Source organism: Curtobacterium sp. ME12, assembly GCF_903970855.1.
Lineage (GTDB): Bacteria > Actinomycetota > Actinomycetes > Actinomycetales > Microbacteriaceae > Curtobacterium > Curtobacterium poinsettiae_A.
The window spans coordinates 28,086-45,905 of the sequence record NZ_CAJCKD010000028.1 but is presented as its reverse complement, the minus strand read 5'-3'; the positions used below and the strand labels follow the sequence as shown (position 1 = coordinate 45,905).

At 70.5% G+C, this 17,820-nt stretch carries 15 protein-coding genes and 1 tRNA gene; 2 read left to right on the top strand and 14 right to left on the bottom strand.

Annotated elements, in window-relative coordinates; genetic code table 11:
- Nucleotides 1–453, bottom strand: a 453-nt coding sequence (locus H7A73_RS13465) for a DEAD/DEAH box helicase family protein (RefSeq protein ID WP_182066425.1), incomplete at its 3' end; no start/stop codon positions are given.
- A gap of 170 nt (nt 454–623) precedes the next feature.
- Here H7A73_RS13465 and H7A73_RS13460 point away from each other — a divergent pair.
- Nucleotides 624–1,952 (top strand): MFS transporter, encoded by a 1,329-nt coding sequence (locus tag H7A73_RS13460; RefSeq protein ID WP_182066421.1) that lies wholly within the window; start codon nt 624–626, stop codon nt 1,950–1,952.
- A gap of 143 nt (nt 1,953–2,095) precedes the next feature.
- Here H7A73_RS13460 and H7A73_RS13455 read toward each other — a convergent pair whose 3' ends face one another.
- From H7A73_RS13455 to polA, 7 genes are all read right to left on the bottom strand, one after another.
- The gene (locus H7A73_RS13455; protein ID WP_182066420.1) at nt 2,096–3,340 is read right to left on the bottom strand and encodes an acyltransferase; all 1,245 of its coding nucleotides are present in this window, start codon (nt 3,338–3,340) and stop codon (nt 2,096–2,098) included.
- 47 nt (nt 3,341–3,387) lie between these two features.
- Nucleotides 3,388–4,884: a class I adenylate-forming enzyme family protein gene (locus H7A73_RS13450; RefSeq protein WP_182066419.1), complete on the bottom strand. Its 1,497-nt coding sequence runs from the start codon at nt 4,882–4,884 to the stop codon at nt 3,388–3,390.
- Between the two features lie 22 nt (nt 4,885–4,906).
- Nucleotides 4,907–5,950 (bottom strand): BPSS1187 family protein, encoded by a 1,044-nt coding sequence (locus H7A73_RS13445; RefSeq protein WP_182066418.1) that lies wholly within the window; start codon nt 5,948–5,950, stop codon nt 4,907–4,909.
- Nucleotides 5,947–6,549, bottom strand: coding sequence for a dephospho-CoA kinase (coaE, locus tag H7A73_RS13440; protein ID WP_182066417.1), 603 nt, complete (start codon nt 6,547–6,549; stop codon nt 5,947–5,949). The genes H7A73_RS13445 and coaE overlap by 4 nt, the downstream gene beginning before the upstream one ends.
- A 92-nt stretch (nt 6,550–6,641) precedes the next feature.
- Nucleotides 6,642–8,117: a 30S ribosomal protein S1 gene (gene rpsA, locus H7A73_RS13435; RefSeq protein WP_182066416.1), complete on the bottom strand. Its 1,476-nt coding sequence runs from the start codon at nt 8,115–8,117 to the stop codon at nt 6,642–6,644.
- Between the two features lie 158 nt (nt 8,118–8,275).
- Nucleotides 8,276–9,955 carry a DUF885 domain-containing protein gene (locus H7A73_RS13430; protein WP_182066415.1) on the bottom strand — a complete coding sequence of 560 codons (1,680 nt, stop codon included), beginning with the start codon at nt 9,953–9,955 and terminating at the stop codon, nt 8,276–8,278.
- A gap of 50 nt (nt 9,956–10,005) precedes the next feature.
- On the bottom strand, nt 10,006–12,675 hold the full coding sequence (gene polA, locus H7A73_RS13425; RefSeq protein WP_182066414.1) for a DNA polymerase I: 2,670 nt from the start codon (nt 12,673–12,675) through the stop codon (nt 10,006–10,008).
- 101 nt (nt 12,676–12,776) lie between these two features.
- Between polA and H7A73_RS13420 the strand changes: the two genes are divergently transcribed.
- A complete protein-coding gene (locus H7A73_RS13420; RefSeq protein WP_051596794.1) occupies nt 12,777–13,145 on the top strand; it encodes a PaaI family thioesterase in 369 nt (122 codons plus the stop codon).
- A gap of 16 nt (nt 13,146–13,161) precedes the next feature.
- Here the strand turns inward: H7A73_RS13420 and H7A73_RS13415 are convergent, their stop codons facing one another.
- The 6 genes from H7A73_RS13415 to H7A73_RS13390 form a co-directional block, all read right to left on the bottom strand.
- Complete coding sequence (locus H7A73_RS13415) at nt 13,162–13,632, bottom strand: GNAT family N-acetyltransferase (protein WP_182066413.1); 471 nt, start codon at nt 13,630–13,632, stop codon at nt 13,162–13,164.
- A gap of 109 nt (nt 13,633–13,741) precedes the next feature.
- The gene (locus tag H7A73_RS13410) at nt 13,742–14,347 is read right to left on the bottom strand and encodes an ANTAR domain-containing response regulator (protein WP_017887240.1); all 606 of its coding nucleotides are present in this window, start codon (nt 14,345–14,347) and stop codon (nt 13,742–13,744) included.
- 51 nt (nt 14,348–14,398) lie between these two features.
- Nucleotides 14,399–14,483 (bottom strand) — tRNA-Leu (locus H7A73_RS13405).
- 55 nt (nt 14,484–14,538) lie between these two features.
- Complete coding sequence (locus H7A73_RS13400) at nt 14,539–15,708, bottom strand: GAF domain-containing protein (protein ID WP_182066412.1); 1,170 nt, start codon at nt 15,706–15,708, stop codon at nt 14,539–14,541.
- 52 nt (nt 15,709–15,760) lie between these two features.
- A complete protein-coding gene (locus H7A73_RS13395; protein WP_182066411.1) occupies nt 15,761–16,159 on the bottom strand; it encodes a DUF779 domain-containing protein in 399 nt (132 codons plus the stop codon).
- The gene (locus tag H7A73_RS13390; protein WP_182066410.1) at nt 16,159–17,700 is read right to left on the bottom strand and encodes an aldehyde dehydrogenase family protein; all 1,542 of its coding nucleotides are present in this window, start codon (nt 17,698–17,700) and stop codon (nt 16,159–16,161) included. The genes H7A73_RS13395 and H7A73_RS13390 overlap by 1 nt, the downstream gene beginning before the upstream one ends.
- Between the last annotated feature and the right edge of the window lie 120 nt (nt 17,701–17,820).

The following is a 17,820-nucleotide window of genomic DNA, read 5'->3' as shown; positions in this document are numbered from 1 at the left end:
GTAGATGCAGGAGACGGTGGACACCACCACGGTGTCACGACGGCTGAGCAGCGAGTTCGTCGTGGAGTGCCGGAGCCGTTCGACCTCGGCGTTGACCGAGGAGTCCTTCTCGATGAAGGTGTCCGTCTGCGGGACGTACGCCTCGGGCTGGTAGTAGTCGTAGTACGAGACGAAGTACTCGACCGCGTTGTTCGGCATCAGGCCGCGGAACTCGTTGGCGAGCTGCGCCGCGAGGGTCTTGTTGTGCGCGAGCACGAGCGTCGGCCGCTGCACCTGCTCGATGAGCCACGCGGTCGTCGCCGACTTGCCGGTACCGGTCGCACCCAGCAGCACGACGTCGGTCTCACCGGCGTTGATCCGCCCGGCGAGTTCCGCGATGGCCGCGGGCTGGTCGCCACTCGGCGAGTACTCGCTGATGACCTCGAACGGACGCACCGCTCGGGTCGGTTCGATCGCAACACCCATGGCGACAACGGTAGTCGGCACCCCTGACACCGAGGACCGCTGCTCGCCCTCGGCGTATTGTCCGCTGCAAGCAGGCTCCAAGTCGACTGATGGTCACCAGGCATACCGTCCGATCCGTTCAGTCACCCGACTCCTTCCCACTCCCCCGAAGAGGCCTCATGACCACGGCGACCCCGGCCGCACCGATCAAGGGCACCCCGTTCCGCGGACGCATCCGCGGTCGTGTGCTCGTCCTGCTCTGCTGCATGTACGCGATCTCGTACATCGACCGGACGAACATCTCGACCGCGTTGCCGCACATCACCGAGGAGTTCGGGTTCAACGAGGCGACCGCCGGCCTCATCGTCTCCGCGTTCTCATTGCCGTACGCCCTGCTGCAGGTGTTCGGCGGCACGATCAGCGAGAAGTTCGGCCCGCGCCGTGCGCTCTTCGTCATCACGGTGATCTGGGGCGTCGCGACGCTCTGGACCGGGTTCGCCGTCGGCTTCTGGACCCTCTTCGCCGCACGGGCACTGCTCGGGCTGAGCGAGGCCGCGGCGTTCCCGACCGCCACGCAGGCGATGAGCCGGTGGATCCCCCGCGACCGGAACGGCTTCGCCCAGGGCGTGGTCCACTCGGCCGCCCGGCTCGGCAACGCTCTGGCCCCGCTCATCGTTGCGTGGGTGATCGGCGCGACGGGCAGCTGGCGCTGGGCGTTCTACGCCACCGCGGTGCTGTCCCTGGCGTGGGCGGTCGTCTGGTTCGTCTGGTTCCGCGACAAGCCCGAGTCCGCGAAGGGCATCACGCAGGTCGAGCTCGCCGAGCTCCCGCCGGTCGAGACGCGCGCGACCCGTCCCCCGGTGCCGTGGCGGCAGATGGCGAAGCAGATCCTGCCGGTCACCTTCGTCGACTTCGGGTACGGCTGGACCCTCTGGGTGTTCCTCACGTGGCTCCCGACGTTCCTCAGCTCCACCTACGGCCTGGAGATCGGCGACTTCGCCCTGTTCACCACCCTCATCCTGCTGGCCGGTGTCGTCGGGGACACGGTCGGCGGGATGCTCAGCGACCGCATCATCCACCGCGGCGGGAACACCCGGAACGCCCGGCGGATCATCCTGGTGATCGGACTCGGCGGCTCGCTCCTCTGCCTCGTCCCGCTCGTGATCGGGCAGGGGCTGCTCGTCGCGACGATCTCGCTGGCGCTGTCGTTCTTCTTCCTCGAACTCTGCAACGCCAACCTCTGGGCGATCCCGATGGACGTCGCGCCGCAGTGGTCCGGCACGGCCTCGGGCTTCATGAACACCGGGTTCGGCATCGCCGGTGTGGTCTCGCCCATCGTGTTCGGCCTGCTCATCGACGCCTCGGGCTGGCAGGTGCCCTTCGCGCTCTCCTGTGTCCTGCTCGGAGCCGCGGCCGTCGTCGCGTGGTTCATGAAACCGCAGCGGCTGACCTCCACCGACGGCGTGCTCGAGATCGGCGTCCCTAAGGCCGAGCAGCGCTCGGCCTGACGGCCGGCAGCCGGAGCGCGGAACGTGCGCCGGCCCTGGTGGTCCGCGCGCGACGGCCGGGAGGCGCGGGTCGGGCCCGCCCCGCGCCTCCCGGTCGCCGTGCCACGCGTCCACCGCACCGCGCGGCTGGCGTGAGCGAGCACTCAGCGCGTGGCGCGCCGCCCGACGTCGTCGGTCTCGCCGACGAGGGCGTCGTCCGGCTCCACCGGCTCCGGCAACGGCTGCGCCACCGCCGCGCCTGCGGATCGACGCGCCCGCGCCGCTCGCGACGCCCGCGACGACAACGACGGCCGCCCGGTCAGCGGCACGCTGAGCGGCGTCCACCGGAACAGCTCGGTCACCGCGACGGACAGCACCAGCACGAGCACGTAGGTGACGAGGGTGAGCCACGGCCGTGGCACGACGGCCTCGAGCCAGCTGTCGCCGTAGAGCAGGATCCAGATGACGAACGGGTGGCTCAGGAAGATGCCGAACGAGCGATCGGAGGCGTAGTCGACGAACCGGGCGGTCCGGCTCCCGGGGCGCCGTCGGTCCGCCCATGCGGCGCCGATCGCCAGGAACCCGACGAACACCGCGGTGCTCCAGACCACCTGGATCGGCTGCAGCGGTGTCCCCGCGGCGTAGAGGGACTGCCCGAGTCCCACCTGGAGCGCCCACACGCCGAGGGTCAGCCCCCCGACGCCGGCGAACCCCCACAGGACCGGACGCCGGTGGACCCGGATGAACCGCAGGAAGGCGTCGGCGTGGTCGGCGGCGATCGCCCCCGAGACGATGAAGAAGACGTACGAGAAGAAGAACTGCTTCTGGTACCCCTGCATCCACGCGTCGCTCGCCGGGAAGTACTTGTACCCGGCGAACACCACCAGCTGGACGAGGAAGGCCACGACCAGCACGGTCACGTGGTGCCCGCGGGTCCGGCGCACGAGCCAGACGATCACCGGCAGGAGCAGGTACACCTGCATCGTCACGAGCAGGAAGTACAGGTGGTACCACGAGGTGCCGGTGACGATGCCCTCGGCCGCGGTGCGCACCAGGTCCGGGACGTCGCCGCGGCGGGTCGGGCTCAGCAGCCACGCCGCCGCGACGTAGACGAACGACCACGCCAGGTACGGCACGCCCACGAGCAGGAACCGCTTCGGCCAGAACTGCGCCATCGGCCTCGGGCGCAAGGTGTAGCTGTACACGAGCACGAACGCGGTCAGCGAGAAGAAGACCAGCCGGGTGAAGTGCAGCAGGGCGAGCAGCGCGTTCAGCCCGACGTCGTCGGTGGCGGCGGTGTGGCTCGTGGTGTGCACCCCGATCACGCACGCGAACGTGAGGATGCGGAGCACGTCGACCTCGTACAGGTGCCGCGGCTTGCCCTCGGCCGTGCGCGTCGGCGTCTGCACCCCCGGCTCGTCGCCGTTCGATGCCGGCGACACGCGTGATGGTCCGTTCACGAGGGTCGGGCCATGGTCCGGACCTTGGCGCGCTGCACCTTGCCGGTGGGTGCACGCGGCAGGTCGGGCACGACGATGACCTCGACCGGTCGACGGAACCGGGTCAGGTGTGCCTCGGCCCGGGCCACGAGCTCGGCGACGAGGGCTGCGTGGTCGGTCGGTTCGTCGGGCTGCGGGATCACGTAGGCGATCGGCACGGCACCGAGCACGTCGTCGGGGCGGCCGACGACGACCGCCTCGAGCACGCGCGGGTCACCGAGCAGGACGTCCTCGACCTCGGACGGGTAGACCTTCTCGCCGCCGCGGTTGATGACGTCGTCGGAGCGCCCGGCCAGGGACACCCAGCCGTCGGCGCTCACGGAACCGACGTCACCGGTGTGGAGCCAGCCGTCGGCGTCGAACCGCTCGGACGCACGACCCCCGAGGTACCCGCGGACGATCCCCTCGCCACGCACCCAGAGCGCGCCGATCTCGTCGGGAGGCAGGAGCGCCCCGTCCTCGCCGCGGACCTGCACCTCGCACCCGACCGGCACCCCGACGGTGCCGGGCCGGGCCGGTCCGTCGAGCGGGGTCGCCGTGATCTGCGAGGCGCCCTCGGTCATACCCCAGCTCACGACGAGCGGCACGTCGCCGAGGGCGGCGCGCACGGGATCGGGCAGCGGCGCCGACGCACTGCGCACGAACCGCAGGCCCGGCGGGAACTCGAGCGGCCCGGTCTTCGTCAGGACGGCCAGGACCGCCGGGACGGCGTTGAGCCAGGTGATCCGTCGTTCCGCGAGCAGGTCCCAGAACCCGGTGCGGCGGAAGCGCCGGTCGAGCACGAGGGTCGCGCCGGCGACGAGCGTCGCGAGCAGTCCCACCACCTCGGCGTTGACGTGGAACAGCGGCAAGGAGTTGAACCCGCGGTCGTCCGGCACGAGCCGGTTGTGCCGCGCGACGGCCCGGGCGACGAACAGCAGCTGCGTCTCGGGCAGCTCGACGCCCTTCGGCGTGCCGGTCGACCCGGAGGTGAACAGCACGACGGACCCCTGGCCAGGCGCGTGCGGGCTGTCGGCGGGCAGGTCGCCGTCGCGGACGGCGGTCGGGAGGAACGTGGTGGGGTCGATCCCGCTGGCCGGCGCCCCGGGGACGGTCGCGTCCACCGCACGGTCGGACACGACGATGGACGCGCCGCCGATCAGGTCGGCGAGCCGGCCGGGCTCGCTGGCCGGCTGGCCGGTGTCGACGGGGATCGCCCGGCGTCCGGAGGCGACGGCACTCAGGTGCACGACCGCGAACGCGAGCGGGTCGCCCACGTCGACCAGGACGGCACCCGACGGGGCGATGCCGATCGCGTCGAAGGTCCGCGACCAGGCGGTCACCGTGTCGTCGAGCGCACGGTACGTGAGGACGCGCTCGGATCGGGCGTCCTCGAGGAAGTGGCGCTCGCCCCCGTCGGCCGCACGGGCCCGGATGAGCGAGCGCAGATCGGGTTCATCGCGAACGGGCTGCACGCAGGAAGGCTATTGCGCGACCCTATGAGCGGTCGGAGGGAACAGCGGGATCTGTGGAGAACCGGTGCAGCATCCACTGCCACAGCGGGAGCATCCGTGGCTCACCGTCACGGGTGAGCGGTGTCGAGTCCTTGATGATCAGGGAGTGCGCCTTGCCGTCGCCGCCGAGGTCGGTGAGGATCGCGTGCGGGTCGGCGCCGGCGAGTGGCGGCTCGGTGTCCGTCTCGAACGGCCCGGACACGCCACTCAGGCCGAGGACGTCCCACGAACCGGTGATGCGGGGGCCGAAGGTGTCCCGGACGTCGTCGATGGCGTACATCCGGTCCACCGGTGTCCTGCCCGGGCGATCCATCCACGCTGCGTGTGCCGGCCCGCGCGACTCGACGGGCGAGGAGAACATCAGCGCGCCGTGGACACTGCGGATGTGCGCGATGTACGCCGCCTCTCCGCCGCCCTGCGAGTGCCCGGCGACCACGATGTCGTCCCAGACGATCCGGTCGTCGCCCTGGACGAACCGACCCCATCCGCCGTCGGGGTCGTGGTCGTCGAGGTACGCGACCGCGTCCCGGAAGCGTGACACGATCGACCCGGCCGGACTGACCGCACTGAACTCCGAGGGCCGCGTGCCGTCGAAGCGGTTCCGCTGCACCATGCCGTAGCAGCGTGCGTCGGCCTCACACGTGCCGGACAGGGTGCGGCCGAGGTTCCAGTAGTCGAGACCGAGCACGTGGTAGCCGTCGGCCAGGGCGGCCCCGAGGAACCGCTGGTACTCCGCGGGACGGGACCGGGTCGCCGGCAGGAACAGCAGGAGCGGACCGTCGGCCGAGGTGCGTGCTGCGAAGTCGTCCCGGTTCGGCGTGAGCCGCTCACCGTTCACCGTGCCGAGCCGGAACCGGTGGAACTCCCCCTCGGGCCCGTGTTGGTCACCCGAAGGGCGCTCGTGCACCGCGACCCGGCCGTTGTCCGCCACGCGCTGGGCACCGAGGACGTTCGCGGCGACGAGCGACGCGGCCCCGATCGCCACGAGGACGATGGCGGCGATGACCAGGAGCAGGCGGTGGTTCACGCAGTGATCCGCGCCCACACCTCGTCAGCGGAGCGGATCGTCTGCTCGAGCGTCCCGGTGGCGTCGACCACGTGGTCGGCGAGGGCGAGACGATCGGCATCGCTCGCCTGGGCGGCGACGCGACGCTCGGCCTGGTCACGGGGCATCCCGCGGTGCGCGACGAGCCGTTCGATGCGCTGCGCCGCGGGGGCGTCGACCACCACGACGGCGTCGAACCGGAGCGGACGCGAGCCGCGGGCCTCGGCGAGCAAGGGCACGTCGTAGACCACCACGGCGTCGGGGTCGGCGTCCTCGGCGACGTCGAACGCCTGCTGCGCGAGCCGCCAGACCTCCGGATGCGTGATGGCTTCGAGGTCCTTCCGGGCCGCGGGGTCCGCGAACACGATCGACCCGAGCGCCGGCCGGTCGAGGGAACCGTCTGCGGCGATCACCGACGGACCGAACCGCTCGGCGACCTGCTCCAGGCCCGGGCTGCCCGGCGCCACGGCGTCCCGCGCCAGTCGGTCTGCATCGACGACGACGGCCCCGTGCTCCGCCCATCGCCGGGAAACGGTTGACTTGCCCGCGGCGATGCCGCCCGTGAGTCCGATGATGTGCACGGCAACAGGGTAACGATCCGTGCATCCGGAAACGCCGGAAGCCCGGCACCCTGTCAGGAGTGCCGGGCTTCCGGTCGGGACGAACCGCTCGATCAGTTGTTGGTCGAGCTGAGCTTCTCGCGGAGTGCCGCGAGCGACGCGTCGTCGGCCAGGGGGCTCGCGCCACCCGTCTCGCCGGCGAACGACGAGGTCGACGACGACGAGGAAGCCGAGGCCGGGAGGTCGAAGCCACCCTGCGCCTCGTCGGCGATGGTCTTCGCGACCTGCGCCTTGTGGGCTTCCCAACGCGCCTGGGCGGCCGCGTACTGGCCCTCCCACTCGGTGCGCTGCGTGTCGTAGCCCTCGAGCCACTCGTTGGTCTCCGGGTCGAAGCCCTCGGGGTACTTGTAGTCACCCTTGTCGTCGTACTCGGTCGGCATGCCGTAGAGTGCCGGGTCGAACTCGTCGCTCTCCGGGTCGACGCCCTCGTTCGCCTGCTTGAGGCTGAGCGAGATGCGGCGACGGTCGAGGTCGATGTCGATGATCTTCACGAAGACCTCGTCGTTGACCGAGACGACCTGCTCGGCGAGCTCGACGTGCTTGTTCGAGAGCTCCGAGATGTGCACGAGGCCCTCGATGCCGTCGGCAACGCGGACGAAGGCACCGAACGGGACGAGCTTCGTGACCTTGCCCGGTGCGATCTGACCGATCGCGTGGGTGCGGGCGAAGACCTGCCACGGGTCCTCCTGCGTCGCCTTGAGCGAGAGCGACACGCGCTCGCGGTCCAGGTCGACCTCGAGGATCTCGACGGTGACTTCCTGACCGACCTCGACGACCTCGCTGGCGTGCTCGATGTGCTTCCAGCTGAGCTCGGAGACGTGGACGAGACCGTCGACGCCGCCGAGGTCCACGAACGCACCGAAGTTGACGATCGAGGACACGATGCCCTTGCGGACCTGGCCCTTGTGGAGGTTGTTGAGGAACGTCGTCCGGGACTCGGACTGCGTCTGCTCGAGGAGCGCACGGCGCGACAGGACCACGTTGTTGCGGTTCTTGTCGAGCTCGAGGATCTTGGCCTCGATCTCCTGGCCGAGGTACGGCGTGAGGTCGCGGACACGACGGAGCTCGATGAGCGAAGCGGGGAGGAAGCCACGGAGGCCGATGTCGACGATGAGACCGCCCTTGACGACCTCGATGACCGTCCCGGTCACGACGCCGTCGGACTCCTTGATCTTCTCGACGTCGCCCCACGCACGCTCGTACTGCGCGCGCTTCTTCGACAGGATGAGGCGGCCTTCCTTGTCCTCCTTCTGGAGAACCAGGGCCTCGACCTCGTCGCCGACCTCGACGACCTCGTTGGGGTCGACGTCGTGCTTGATCGAGAGCTCGCGCGAGGGGATGACGCCCTCGGTCTTGTAACCGACGTCGAGGAGAACCTCGTCGCGGTCGATCTTCACGACGGTGCCGGAGATGAGATCACCGTCGTTGAAGAACTTCAGGGTCTTCTCGACCTCGGCCAGGAAGTCATCAGCCGAACCGATGTCGTTGATGGCGACCTGCTTAGGAGCCTTGGTCGTAGTGGTTGTCATGTAGAGATTGCTCCGAACGGACATGAGTCGGGCCATGGCGTGCGGGGACTCGGCCCCCGTGGTGCACCGCCGTGGCGATTGATTGAGTGGCGCGGATTGCGCCGCACAAGTCTAACCGCACCGGCGGAGGCCCCACAACCGGGCGTGTCGACGGCGCGTCACCCGACCAGGGCGGTCCGGAGGGTGTCGAGGCCGATGCTGCCGAGCGACAGCGCACGGTGGTGGAACGCCTTCAGGTCGAAGTCCGCTCCCTCGCGCGCAGCGACCTCGTCGCGGATGGACTCCCAGACGCGCTGACCCACCTTGTACGACGGTGCCTGCCCCGGCCACCCGAAGTACCGCGCGACCTCGAACCGGACGAACGCCGGGTCCATGTTCACGTTCTGCCCCATGAAGTCGAGCGCGTACTCCCACGTCCAGCCGCCGCCGTCGGGGTTCGTCTTCTGCAGGTGCACGCCGATGTCGAGCACGACGCGGGCCGCACGCATCCGCTGCCCGTCGAGCATGCCGAGCCGGTCGCCGTCGTCGTCGAGGAACCCGAGCTGCTCCATCAGTCGCTCGGCGTACAGCGCCCAGCCCTCGACGTGCCCGGAGGACCCGGACAGCTGCCGGCGCCAGGTGTTCAGCTCGCCGCGGTTGTAGACGCCCTGACTGATCTGGAGGTGGTGTCCGGGGACGCCCTCGTGGTAGACCGTCGTCTTCTCGCGCCAGGTGCCGAACTCGGTGACGCCCTGGGGCACCGACCACCACATCCGGCCGGCACGGGAGAAGTCGTCGGAGGGGCCGCTGTAGTAGATGCCTCCCTCTTGCGTGGGAGCGATCCGGCACTCCAGGCGACGGATCGGGTCCGGGATGTCGAAGTAGGTACCGGCCATCGCGGCGATCGACGCGTCGCTCGTCTCCTGCATCCACCGCTGCAGCGCGTCGGTTCCGTGCAGGATCCGGGACGGGTCGGTGTCGAGCACCTCGATCGCCCGGGCGACGCTCGCGCCGGACTCGATGCGGTCGGCGATGCGCTCCTGCTCGTCCCGCATGCGCGCGAGTTCCTCGAGGCCCCACTCGTACGTCTCGTCGAGGTCGACCACCGCACCGAGGAACCGGCGCGAGTGCAACTCGTAGGCCTCGCGACCGACGGCGTCGACGGGGGTGGCGAGCGGCAGCAGCTCGTGCTCCAGGAACTGCCCGAGCGACCGGTAGGCGGCCGCGGCGACCTGGGCACCACGGGTGAGCTCGGCGCGGAGCGTGTCCGGCACCGGCGAACCGTCGTCGAACGCGGCACCCTCGGCGAGGCGGGCGAAGAAGCCGTCCTCGGCGCCGTTCCTCGCTGCCTGCTCGGCGACCAGGGCGACCTGGCGCTTGGCCGGGGTGACGTCTTCGCGGGTGCCCTCGAGCAGGGTCTCGCGGATGCCCTCGAGCGCGTCCGGCAGCGCGTGCAGTCGGCTCGCGATGTCCTGCCAGTCCCCCTCGGTGGCGGTCGGCATCAGGTCGATGATCTCGCGGACCGACTGCGCCGGACTCGCGATGACGTTGAGGTCACGGAGGTGCAGCTTGCGCTCGTACGACTCCTGCACGAGGTCCAGTTCGGCGCCGAGGTCGGCCTTCGTCACCTGGTCCACGGCGTCGACGGCGGGAGCGGCGTCGAGTGCCCGCTTCGCACCGCGCGCGGCCTCGGCCATCGCCGCGGCACCGGCGGGCGAGGTGTCGCCGTACTCCCCCGTGCGTCCCGGGACGCCGATGTACGTGGCGGTCGTCGGGTCGAGGTCGACGAGGGTGGTGACCCAGTCCTCGGCGACGCAGTCGACGGCGGACGGCTGGCGGACAGGACGCTCTTCGCTCATGCCCCGACCCTACCGACCCGCGGGTCGGCAGGACTCCCGAGCCGCCCGGGTCAGTGGGCGGCGCTCTCCCAGTTCGGCCCCACGCCGACCGAGACGTCGAGCGGGACGCTCAGCTCGGCGGCGCTGCCCATCCGGGTGCGGAGGATCTCCTCGACACGCTCCTGCTCACCCGGCGCGACCTCGAGGATGAGCTCGTCGTGCACCTGGAGCAGCAGGTGCGACTGCAGCTCGCCCTCGCGCAGGTCGTCGGCGACCCCGAGCATCGCGATCTTGATGATGTCGGCGGCCGAACCCTGGATCGGGGCGTTCAACGCGGCCCGCTCGGCGTTCTCGCGCAGGACCCGGTTCGGGCTCTTCAGGTCGGGGAACGGGCGGCGGCGTCCGAAGATCGTCTCGGTGTAGCCGTCCTCGCGCGCCTGCTCGACGACGTTGCGCAGGTAGTCGCGCACCGCACCGAAGCGGGCGAAGTACTCGGTCATCAGGGTGCGGGCCTCGGACTGCTCGATGCGCAGCTGCTTGGACAGGCCGAAGGCACTCAACCCGTAGGCCAGGCCGTAGGACATCGCCTTGACCTTGGTGCGCATCTCGTTGGAGACCTCGGACGGGTCGACCCCGAAGACCCGGGCACCGACGAAGCGGTGCAGGTCCTCGCCCTCGTTGAAGGCCTGGATGAGCCCCGGATCGCCGGAGAGGTGCGCCATGATCCGCATCTCGATCTGCGAGTAGTCGGCGGTCACGAGCGTCGTGTACGGCTCAGCGACCGCGAAGGCCGACCGGATCCGGCGACCGACGGCCGTCTTCACGGGGATGTTCTGCAGGTTCGGGTCGGTCGACGAGACCCGGCCGGTGCTCGTACCGGTCTGCTCGTAGCGGGTGTGGATGCGCCCGTCGACCACGGCGGCGTCGAGCGTGTCGACGATCTGCCGGAGCTTCGTGGCGTCGCGGTGCTGCAGCAGGAGCCCGAGGAACGGGTGCGGGTGCTGTTCCTGCAGGTCGGCCAGGCTCGCGGCGTCGGTCGAGAACCCGGTCTTGGTCTTGCGGGTCTTCGGCATCGCGAGCTCGGTGAACAGGACCTCCTGCAGCTGCTTCGGCGACCCGAGGTTGACCTCGTGCCCGATCTCGGCGAACGCCTGCTGGGCGAGTTCGGCGGCGCGCTCCCCGAGTTCCTTCGACAGGCCGGTGAGCACCGGGCGGTCGATGCCGACACCGATGGTCTCCATGCCGGCCAGCACCGACACGAGCGGCAGCTCGATGTCGTCGAGGACCTGCAGCGAGGACGCGTCGATCCGGGCGCGCAGGGCGGTGGTGACGCGGAGCACGAACCACGCGTGCACCCCGACGTTCACGGGATCGGTCTCGGGGACCAGTTGGTTCGGGTCGGCCGTCGGCAGTTCCTCGCCGAGCTCCTGGTAGACGAGGTCGGACAGCGGCTGCCCCTGCTTGCCGGGCTGCGCGAGCCACCCCATGATCCGGGCGTCGCCGGCGATGCCGTTCACGACGAAGCCGGCGGTGCCGAGCGCCTTGATGGCGGCCTTGGCGTCGTGGAAGTGCTTCGGGGCGTCGGAGGCGAACCAGGCCGAGAGCTGCTCGTAGTCCTTCGCACCGCTGCCGCCCGGCACCAGTACGGCGTCGTCGTGGGTCGCGATGCCGATGGCGCTGAGGCGTCCGTCGATGACCTCGACCGCGACGCCGTAGCCGTTCGCCGCCTCGGTCGCGTTGCGGCGCTCGAGCCAGTAGCCGAGCTCTTCGTCGATCAGGGTCTTGACCGGTGGCGGGGTCGGCGCGCCTTCATCGACGGTGCCCTCGGCCGCCGGCTCGGCGGGGTCGCCCGACCCGGCCACCTTGAAGACGCGGTCGAGCAGCGTGCGGAACTGCAGCTTGGCGAAGAGCTCGCGCACCGCGGTCTCGTCGACCGGGCGGAGCGCGACGTCGGCGGGACCGACGGGCAGCTCGACGTCGGTGACCAGGCGGTTGAGCCGGCGGTTCCGGATCGCCCGGTCCCGCTGCTCGCGCAGGTTGTTGCCGACGACGCCCTTGATCTCGTCGGCGTGCTCGAGGACGCCGTCGAGCGACCCGTACTGGGTCACCCACTTGACCGCCGTCTTCTCGCCGACCTTGTCGATGCCGATCAGGTTGTCGCTGGTCTCCCCGACGAGCGCGGCGATGTCCGGGTACTGGTGGGGCTCGATGCCGTAGCGCTCGTAGACCTTGTCGCGGTCGTAGCGGGTGAGTTCGGAGACACCGCGGACGGACGGGTAGAGCAGCGTGACGTCGTCGTTGACCAGCTGGATCGAGTCGCGGTCACCGGAGACCACGTAGACCGTGAAGCCCTGGTCGGCACCCTGCTTGGAGAGGGTCGCGAGGATGTCGTCGGCCTCGTAGTCCTCTTTCGTGACGGTGGTGATGCCCATCGCCTCGAGCGCCTGCTGCAGGAGCGGGATCTGTCCCTTGAACTCGGCCGGGGTCTCGGAGCGGGTGCCCTTGTACTCGGCGTACTCCCGCGTGCGGAACGAGAACCGGGAGATGTCGAACGCCACCGCCAGGTGGGTGGGCTTCTCGCGCTGCAGCAGCATCAGCAGCATCGAGATGAAGCCGTGGATCGCGTTGGTGTGCTGCCCCTCGCGGTTCACGAAGCTGTCGACCGGCAGGGCGTAGAAGGCCCGGAAGGCGAGCGAGTGGCCGTCGATGACCATGAGGGTAGGCTTTGCGGAGTCCGACACCCGGACAGCCTACCGACGCCCGCTGACACGGAAGGTCGACGCAGACCGTGACCGACGACACCACATCGACCACGATCGATCCCCGCCTCGACGAACGCGGCATGGGCGAGCTGGCCGAGAAGATGGGCATGGTCATCACCGAGCTCTCGGCTGAGCGGGCGGTCGGTTCGATCCCCGTCGAGGGCAACCGCCAGCCGGTCGGCCTGCTGCACGGCGGCGCCTACGTCGTCCTGGCGGAGAGCCTCGGGTCGATGGCCGCGAACGTGCACGCCGGGCCCGGCCGCTACGCCGTCGGCATCGAGCTCAGCGCCTCGCACTCCCGCAGCGCGACGAGCGGCATCGTCACGGGCACGTGCACCGCCATCCACCTGGGCGGCACGCTCACCACCCACGAGATCGTCCTGACCGACGACCAGGGTCGCCGGTGCTCCACGGTGCGGATCACGAACATGATCCGCGAGCGTCGCTGACCGACGAACTGACCACTCAGTCCTCCGGCGGCCGCTGCAGCAACAGGCGGGCATCGCCGAACCCGAGCCGCCGGTAGAGCCGCTCGCCGTCCACGCTCGAGTGCACCGACGTCCGCTCCACGCCGAGTTCGTCGGCGACCGCGAGCAGCGCCGTCACGAGCCGTCCGGCGACGCCGGAGCCTCGCAGCTCCGGGTGCACGTAGACCGTCTGCACGTCGGCGGTCAGTCGGTGCCCCGGCCGGTCCGGCAGTGGCGGTCGCGCGACGAGCCCGAGCCAGGCCATCCCGAGCACGACGCCGTCCCGCTCCGCGACGACGCAACGGTGCGACTCCGCGTGGTCGGCCGCGAAGGCCGTCATCGCATCGCGGTAGGCCTCCACGCTCGCCGCCGGCTGCGCGCCGCCCTCGTCGACGCTCCACCGCCACCGCAGGTCGGCCACCGCCGGCATGTCGTCAGGTCGGGAGGCCCGGATCACCACGTCGTCCATGGCTCCAGCCTGCCAGGTGGTCGCGGCACACGCCCCGCCCCCGGACGCAGGAACGCCACCGGACCCGGGTGGGGCGGCGGCGTTCCGTGAGCGACGGTGGTGCGCTGGACTACTTCTTGGCGCTGAGCTGCTCGATGATCGCCTTCGCGACGTCGTGCATGGTCAGGCGGCGGTCCATCGATGCCTTCTGGATCCAGCGGAACGCCTCGGGCTCGGTGAGGCCCATCTTCTCGTTCAGCAGGCCCTTGGCCCGGTCGACGAGCTTGCGGGTCTCGAAGCGCTCGACGAGGTCCGCGACCTCGGCCTCGAGCGTGATGATCTGCTGGTAGCGCGACAGGGCGATCTCGATTGCGGGGAGCAGGTCGTTCGGGGTGAAGGGCTTGACCACGTAGGCCAGCGCGCCGGCCTCGGTCGCACGCTCGACGAGGTCCTTCTGGCTGAACGCGGTCAGCAGGACGACGGGCGCGATGTGGTTCTTGGACAGCTTCTCGGCTGCGGAGATGCCGTCGAGCTGGGGCATCTTGACGTCCATCACGACGAGGTCGGGGCGGAGGTCGGTCGCGAGCTGGACGGCGGTCTCACCGTCACCGGCTTCACCGACCACGTCGAACCCGTTGTCGCGGAGGATCTCCACGATGTCGAGGCGGATGAGCGACTCGTCCTCGGCGACGACGACGCGACGGGGTGCTGGTGCTGTTGCTTCTGTGTCACTCACGGACGAAAGCCTACTAGACGACGGAAGTGCCGTATCCCAGACCCACCGGTTTGGTACGAGTGGCGGGACTTGAACCCGCACGCCGTGAGGCAGAGCATTTTGAGTGCCCCGTGTCTGCCGATTCCACCACACTCGCGAGGAGGCCAACACTACCAGCCCGACCCGTGCCTCCCGGCCCGTCGTCGACCGTCTCAGGAGCCCTCGAGCGCCTCGATCGCCGTCACGAGACCGGCTCGTCGCGGCGACCGCCGCGGCAGCACCGCGAGCAGCGCGCGCAGCACGAGCGCGTCGGTCGCACCGTCCGGGGTGCGCGCCCACGCGAGCAGGGCGTCGACGCCGCCGTCGGCGACGACCGACTCGCGGAACCGCAGCCGCACCAGGTCACGGACCGCGTCCACGCCCGGTGCGGCGGAGCCCGGCAGGACCGGTCCGGCGTACCGGTCGACGGCCTGGAGGCGCGCCCCGCGTTCGAGCGCGGACAGCACGCCGTCGACGTCGGTCCGGACCCCGGCCAGCCGGTACGGCCGCGACGTCACGGTCACGTCCGGCGCGTGCTGCGCGAGGACCCGCCGGAGCCGGACGACCTCGGCGCGCAGGGTGACGACCGAGCCCGGGTCACCGTAGACGGCCGCGGCGAGGTCGGTCGCCGCGAGGCCGTCGGGGTGCGCGGCGAGCACGACGAGCAGCTCGGAGTGCCGGGCGGACAGCTCGACCCGGCGGTCGGCGATCCGGAGCACGGCGGTGTCGGTCCCGAGCACGGTCAGTCGGGCCGGCGGCACGCGGGGTGTCCGCGCGCGTGGACGGACCGCGGCCAGGGCCAGCCGGGCCTCGGCGGCGGCGACCGTGGCGGCGAGCAGCGGCAGCGTGTGCCGCTCGACGGCGCGGTCGTCGCCCGTCAGGTCGAGCACCCCCACCGTGGCACCGCTCGCGTCGTGCACCGGGACGGCCGTGCACGAGAACGGCTTGACGGCGTTCGCGTAGTGCTCGTCGGACCGGATCTGCACCGGACGGTCCAGACGCAGTGCCGTGCCGGGCGCGCTGGTGCCGACGCGGTCCTCCGACCAGTCGGCTCCGGGGACGAAGCCCATGTCCTCGGCGGCACGACGCGTGGAGCGGGCGCCGTCGACCCAGACGAGACGACCCGCGGCGTCCGCGACGGCGACGACGCAGCCAGCCGAGCGGGAGTCGTCGAGCAGCAGCCGACGGACCACCGGCAGCAGGGTGGAGAGCGGGCCGTCGTGTCGTACGGCGTCGAGTTCGTCGTCGTCGAGGGCGAGGACCGGGGTGGCGTCGGGGTCGACCCGGGCGGACCGCTGCCAGGACGCGGCGACGAGCGGGCGGAGCCGACCGGGTGCGCGCATGCGTCCTCCGATCGACCCCACCCGCCGCTCCGTCGCGACGCGTACGGTCAGCCTACGTCCGGGCCACGCGCGGGACCAGGCCGAGATCGGCGAGCTCGGCGTCGTCGAACATCCGCGACCGGGTCAGGAACCGTTTGCCCTCGGGGACCTCGACCGAGAACCCGCCGCCCCGACCGTCGACCACGTCGATCGTCAGGTGCGTGTACTTCCAGTACTCGAACTGCGACACCGACATGTACACCTCGACCGGCTCGAGGCCGTCGACCTGCAACGCGCCGAGCAGGACGTCCCCCGGGCCGGTCCGGAACATGCCGACGGGGTAGCACATCGGGCTCGAGCCGTCGCAGCAGCCGCCGGACTGGTGGAACATCAGCGGGCCGTGCCGGGCGGTGAGGGTGCGCAGCAGCTCCTCCGCCACCGGCGTCACCGCGACGCGTGCGGTGTCGGGCATCAGAAGAAGCCCATCGGTCCATCGGCGTAGGAGACGAGCAGGTTCTTCGTCTGCTGGTAGTGGTCGAGCATCATCTTGTGGTTCTCGCGCCCGATGCCGGACTGCTTGTAGCCGCCGAAGGCCGCACCCGCCGGGTACTGGTGGTACGTGTTCGACCACACGCGCCCGGCCTGGATGTCACGTCCGGCGCGGTACAGGGTCGTGACGTCTCGGCTCCACACCCCGGCGCCGAGCCCGTACAGGGTGTCGTTGGCCGTGGCGATCGCGTCGTCGTAGCCGCTGAAGGACGTCAGGGCGAGCACGGGCCCGAAGATCTCCTCCTGGAAGATCCGCATCGAGTTGTCGCCCTCGAACACCGTCGGCGTGACGTAGTAGCCGCCGGAGAGTTCGCCGCCCAGGTCGGCGCGCTCGCCACCGGTCAGGAGCTTCGCGCCCTCCTGCTTGCCGATGTCGATGTAGCTCAGGATCTTCTCGAGCTGGTCGTTGGACGCCTGGGCGCCGATCATCGTCGACAGGTCGAGCGGGTGTCCCTGCTTGACCGCACGCACGCGTTCCAGGCCGTCGGCGACGAACCCGTCGTAGATCTCCTTCGCCACGAGTGCCCGGGACGGACACGTGCAGACCTCGCCCTGGTTGAGGTTGAAGAAGGTGAAGCCCTCGAGCGCCTTGTCGTAGAAGGAGTCCTTCTCGGCCGCCACGTCGGGGAAGAACACGTTCGGGCTCTTGCCGCCGAGCTCGAGCGTCACCGGGATGAGGCTCTGCGACGCGTACTGCATGATCAGCCGCCCGGTGGTGGTCTCCCCCGTGAAGGCGATCTTCCGGATGTCGGGGTGCTGCGCGAGCGGTGCGCCGACCTCGATGCCGAAGCCGTTGACGACGTTGAGCACCCCGGCGGGAAGCAGGTCGCGGATGAGCTCGACGAGCACGTGGATGGACGCCGCGGTCTGCTCGGCGGGCTTCAGCACGACGCAGTTGCCGGCGGCGAGGGCCGGTGCGAGCTTCCACACGGCCATCAGGATCGGGAAGTTCCAGGGGATGATCTGCCCGACGACGCCGAGCGGTTCGTGGAAGTGGTAGGCCACGGTGTCGTGGTCGATCTCGCCGGCGGAGCCCTCCTGCGCACGGATCGCCCCGGCGAAGTACCGGAAGTGGTCGATCGCGAGCGGGATGTCGGCGCCGAGGGTCTCGCGGATCGGCTTGCCGTTCTCCCACGTCTCGGCGACGGCGAGCATCTCGAGGTGCTCCTCCATGCGGTCCGCGATCTTGTTGAGGATGACGGCACGTTCGGCCGCGCTCGTCCGGCCCCAGGCCGGGAACGCCTTCCAGGCGGCGGCGACGGCGCGGTCGACGTCCGTGGAGTCACCGCGTGCGACCTCGGTGAAGACCTTGCCCGTGACGGGCGTCGGGTTCTCGAAGTACTGCCCGCTGGCGGACGGCACGTACTCACCGCCGATGAAGTGGTCGTACCGGGATCGGTACTCGACCAGGGAGCCGGGCTCGCCGGGTGCGGCGTAGCTGGTGGGCGAGGGTGCGATGGTCATGGTGGTGCCCTTTCGACGACGCTGTCGGGGCGCACGGGTCGCGCGCCTGCTCCGCACCGTACGACCGCGGGGGTTGCAGGTCGTTGCACGGCCCGCGGCTCCGACGGGTAGCGTGCTGGA

Bases quoted from the DNA above. Each gene is read 5' to 3' on its own strand.
- H7A73_RS13460 (WP_182066421.1), top strand. From the start codon at position 624: ATGACCACGGCGACCCCGGCCGCACCGATCAAGGGCACCCCGTTCCGC.
- rpsA (WP_182066416.1), bottom strand. From the start codon at position 8,117: ATGACAACCACTACGACCAAGGCTCCTAAGCAGGTCGCCATCAACGAC.
- H7A73_RS13430 (WP_182066415.1), bottom strand. From the start codon at position 9,955: ATGAGCGAAGAGCGTCCTGTCCGCCAGCCGTCCGCCGTCGACTGCGTC.
- H7A73_RS13420 (WP_051596794.1), top strand. From the start codon at position 12,777: ATGGGCGAGCTGGCCGAGAAGATGGGCATGGTCATCACCGAGCTCTCG.
- H7A73_RS13415 (WP_182066413.1), bottom strand. From the start codon at position 13,632: ATGGACGACGTGGTGATCCGGGCCTCCCGACCTGACGACATGCCGGCG.
- H7A73_RS13400 (WP_182066412.1), bottom strand. From the start codon at position 15,708: ATGCGCGCACCCGGTCGGCTCCGCCCGCTCGTCGCCGCGTCCTGGCAG.
- H7A73_RS13395 (WP_182066411.1), bottom strand. From the start codon at position 16,159: ATGCCCGACACCGCACGCGTCGCGGTGACGCCGGTGGCGGAGGAGCTG.
- H7A73_RS13390 (WP_182066410.1), bottom strand. From the start codon at position 17,700: ATGACCATCGCACCCTCGCCCACCAGCTACGCCGCACCCGGCGAGCCC.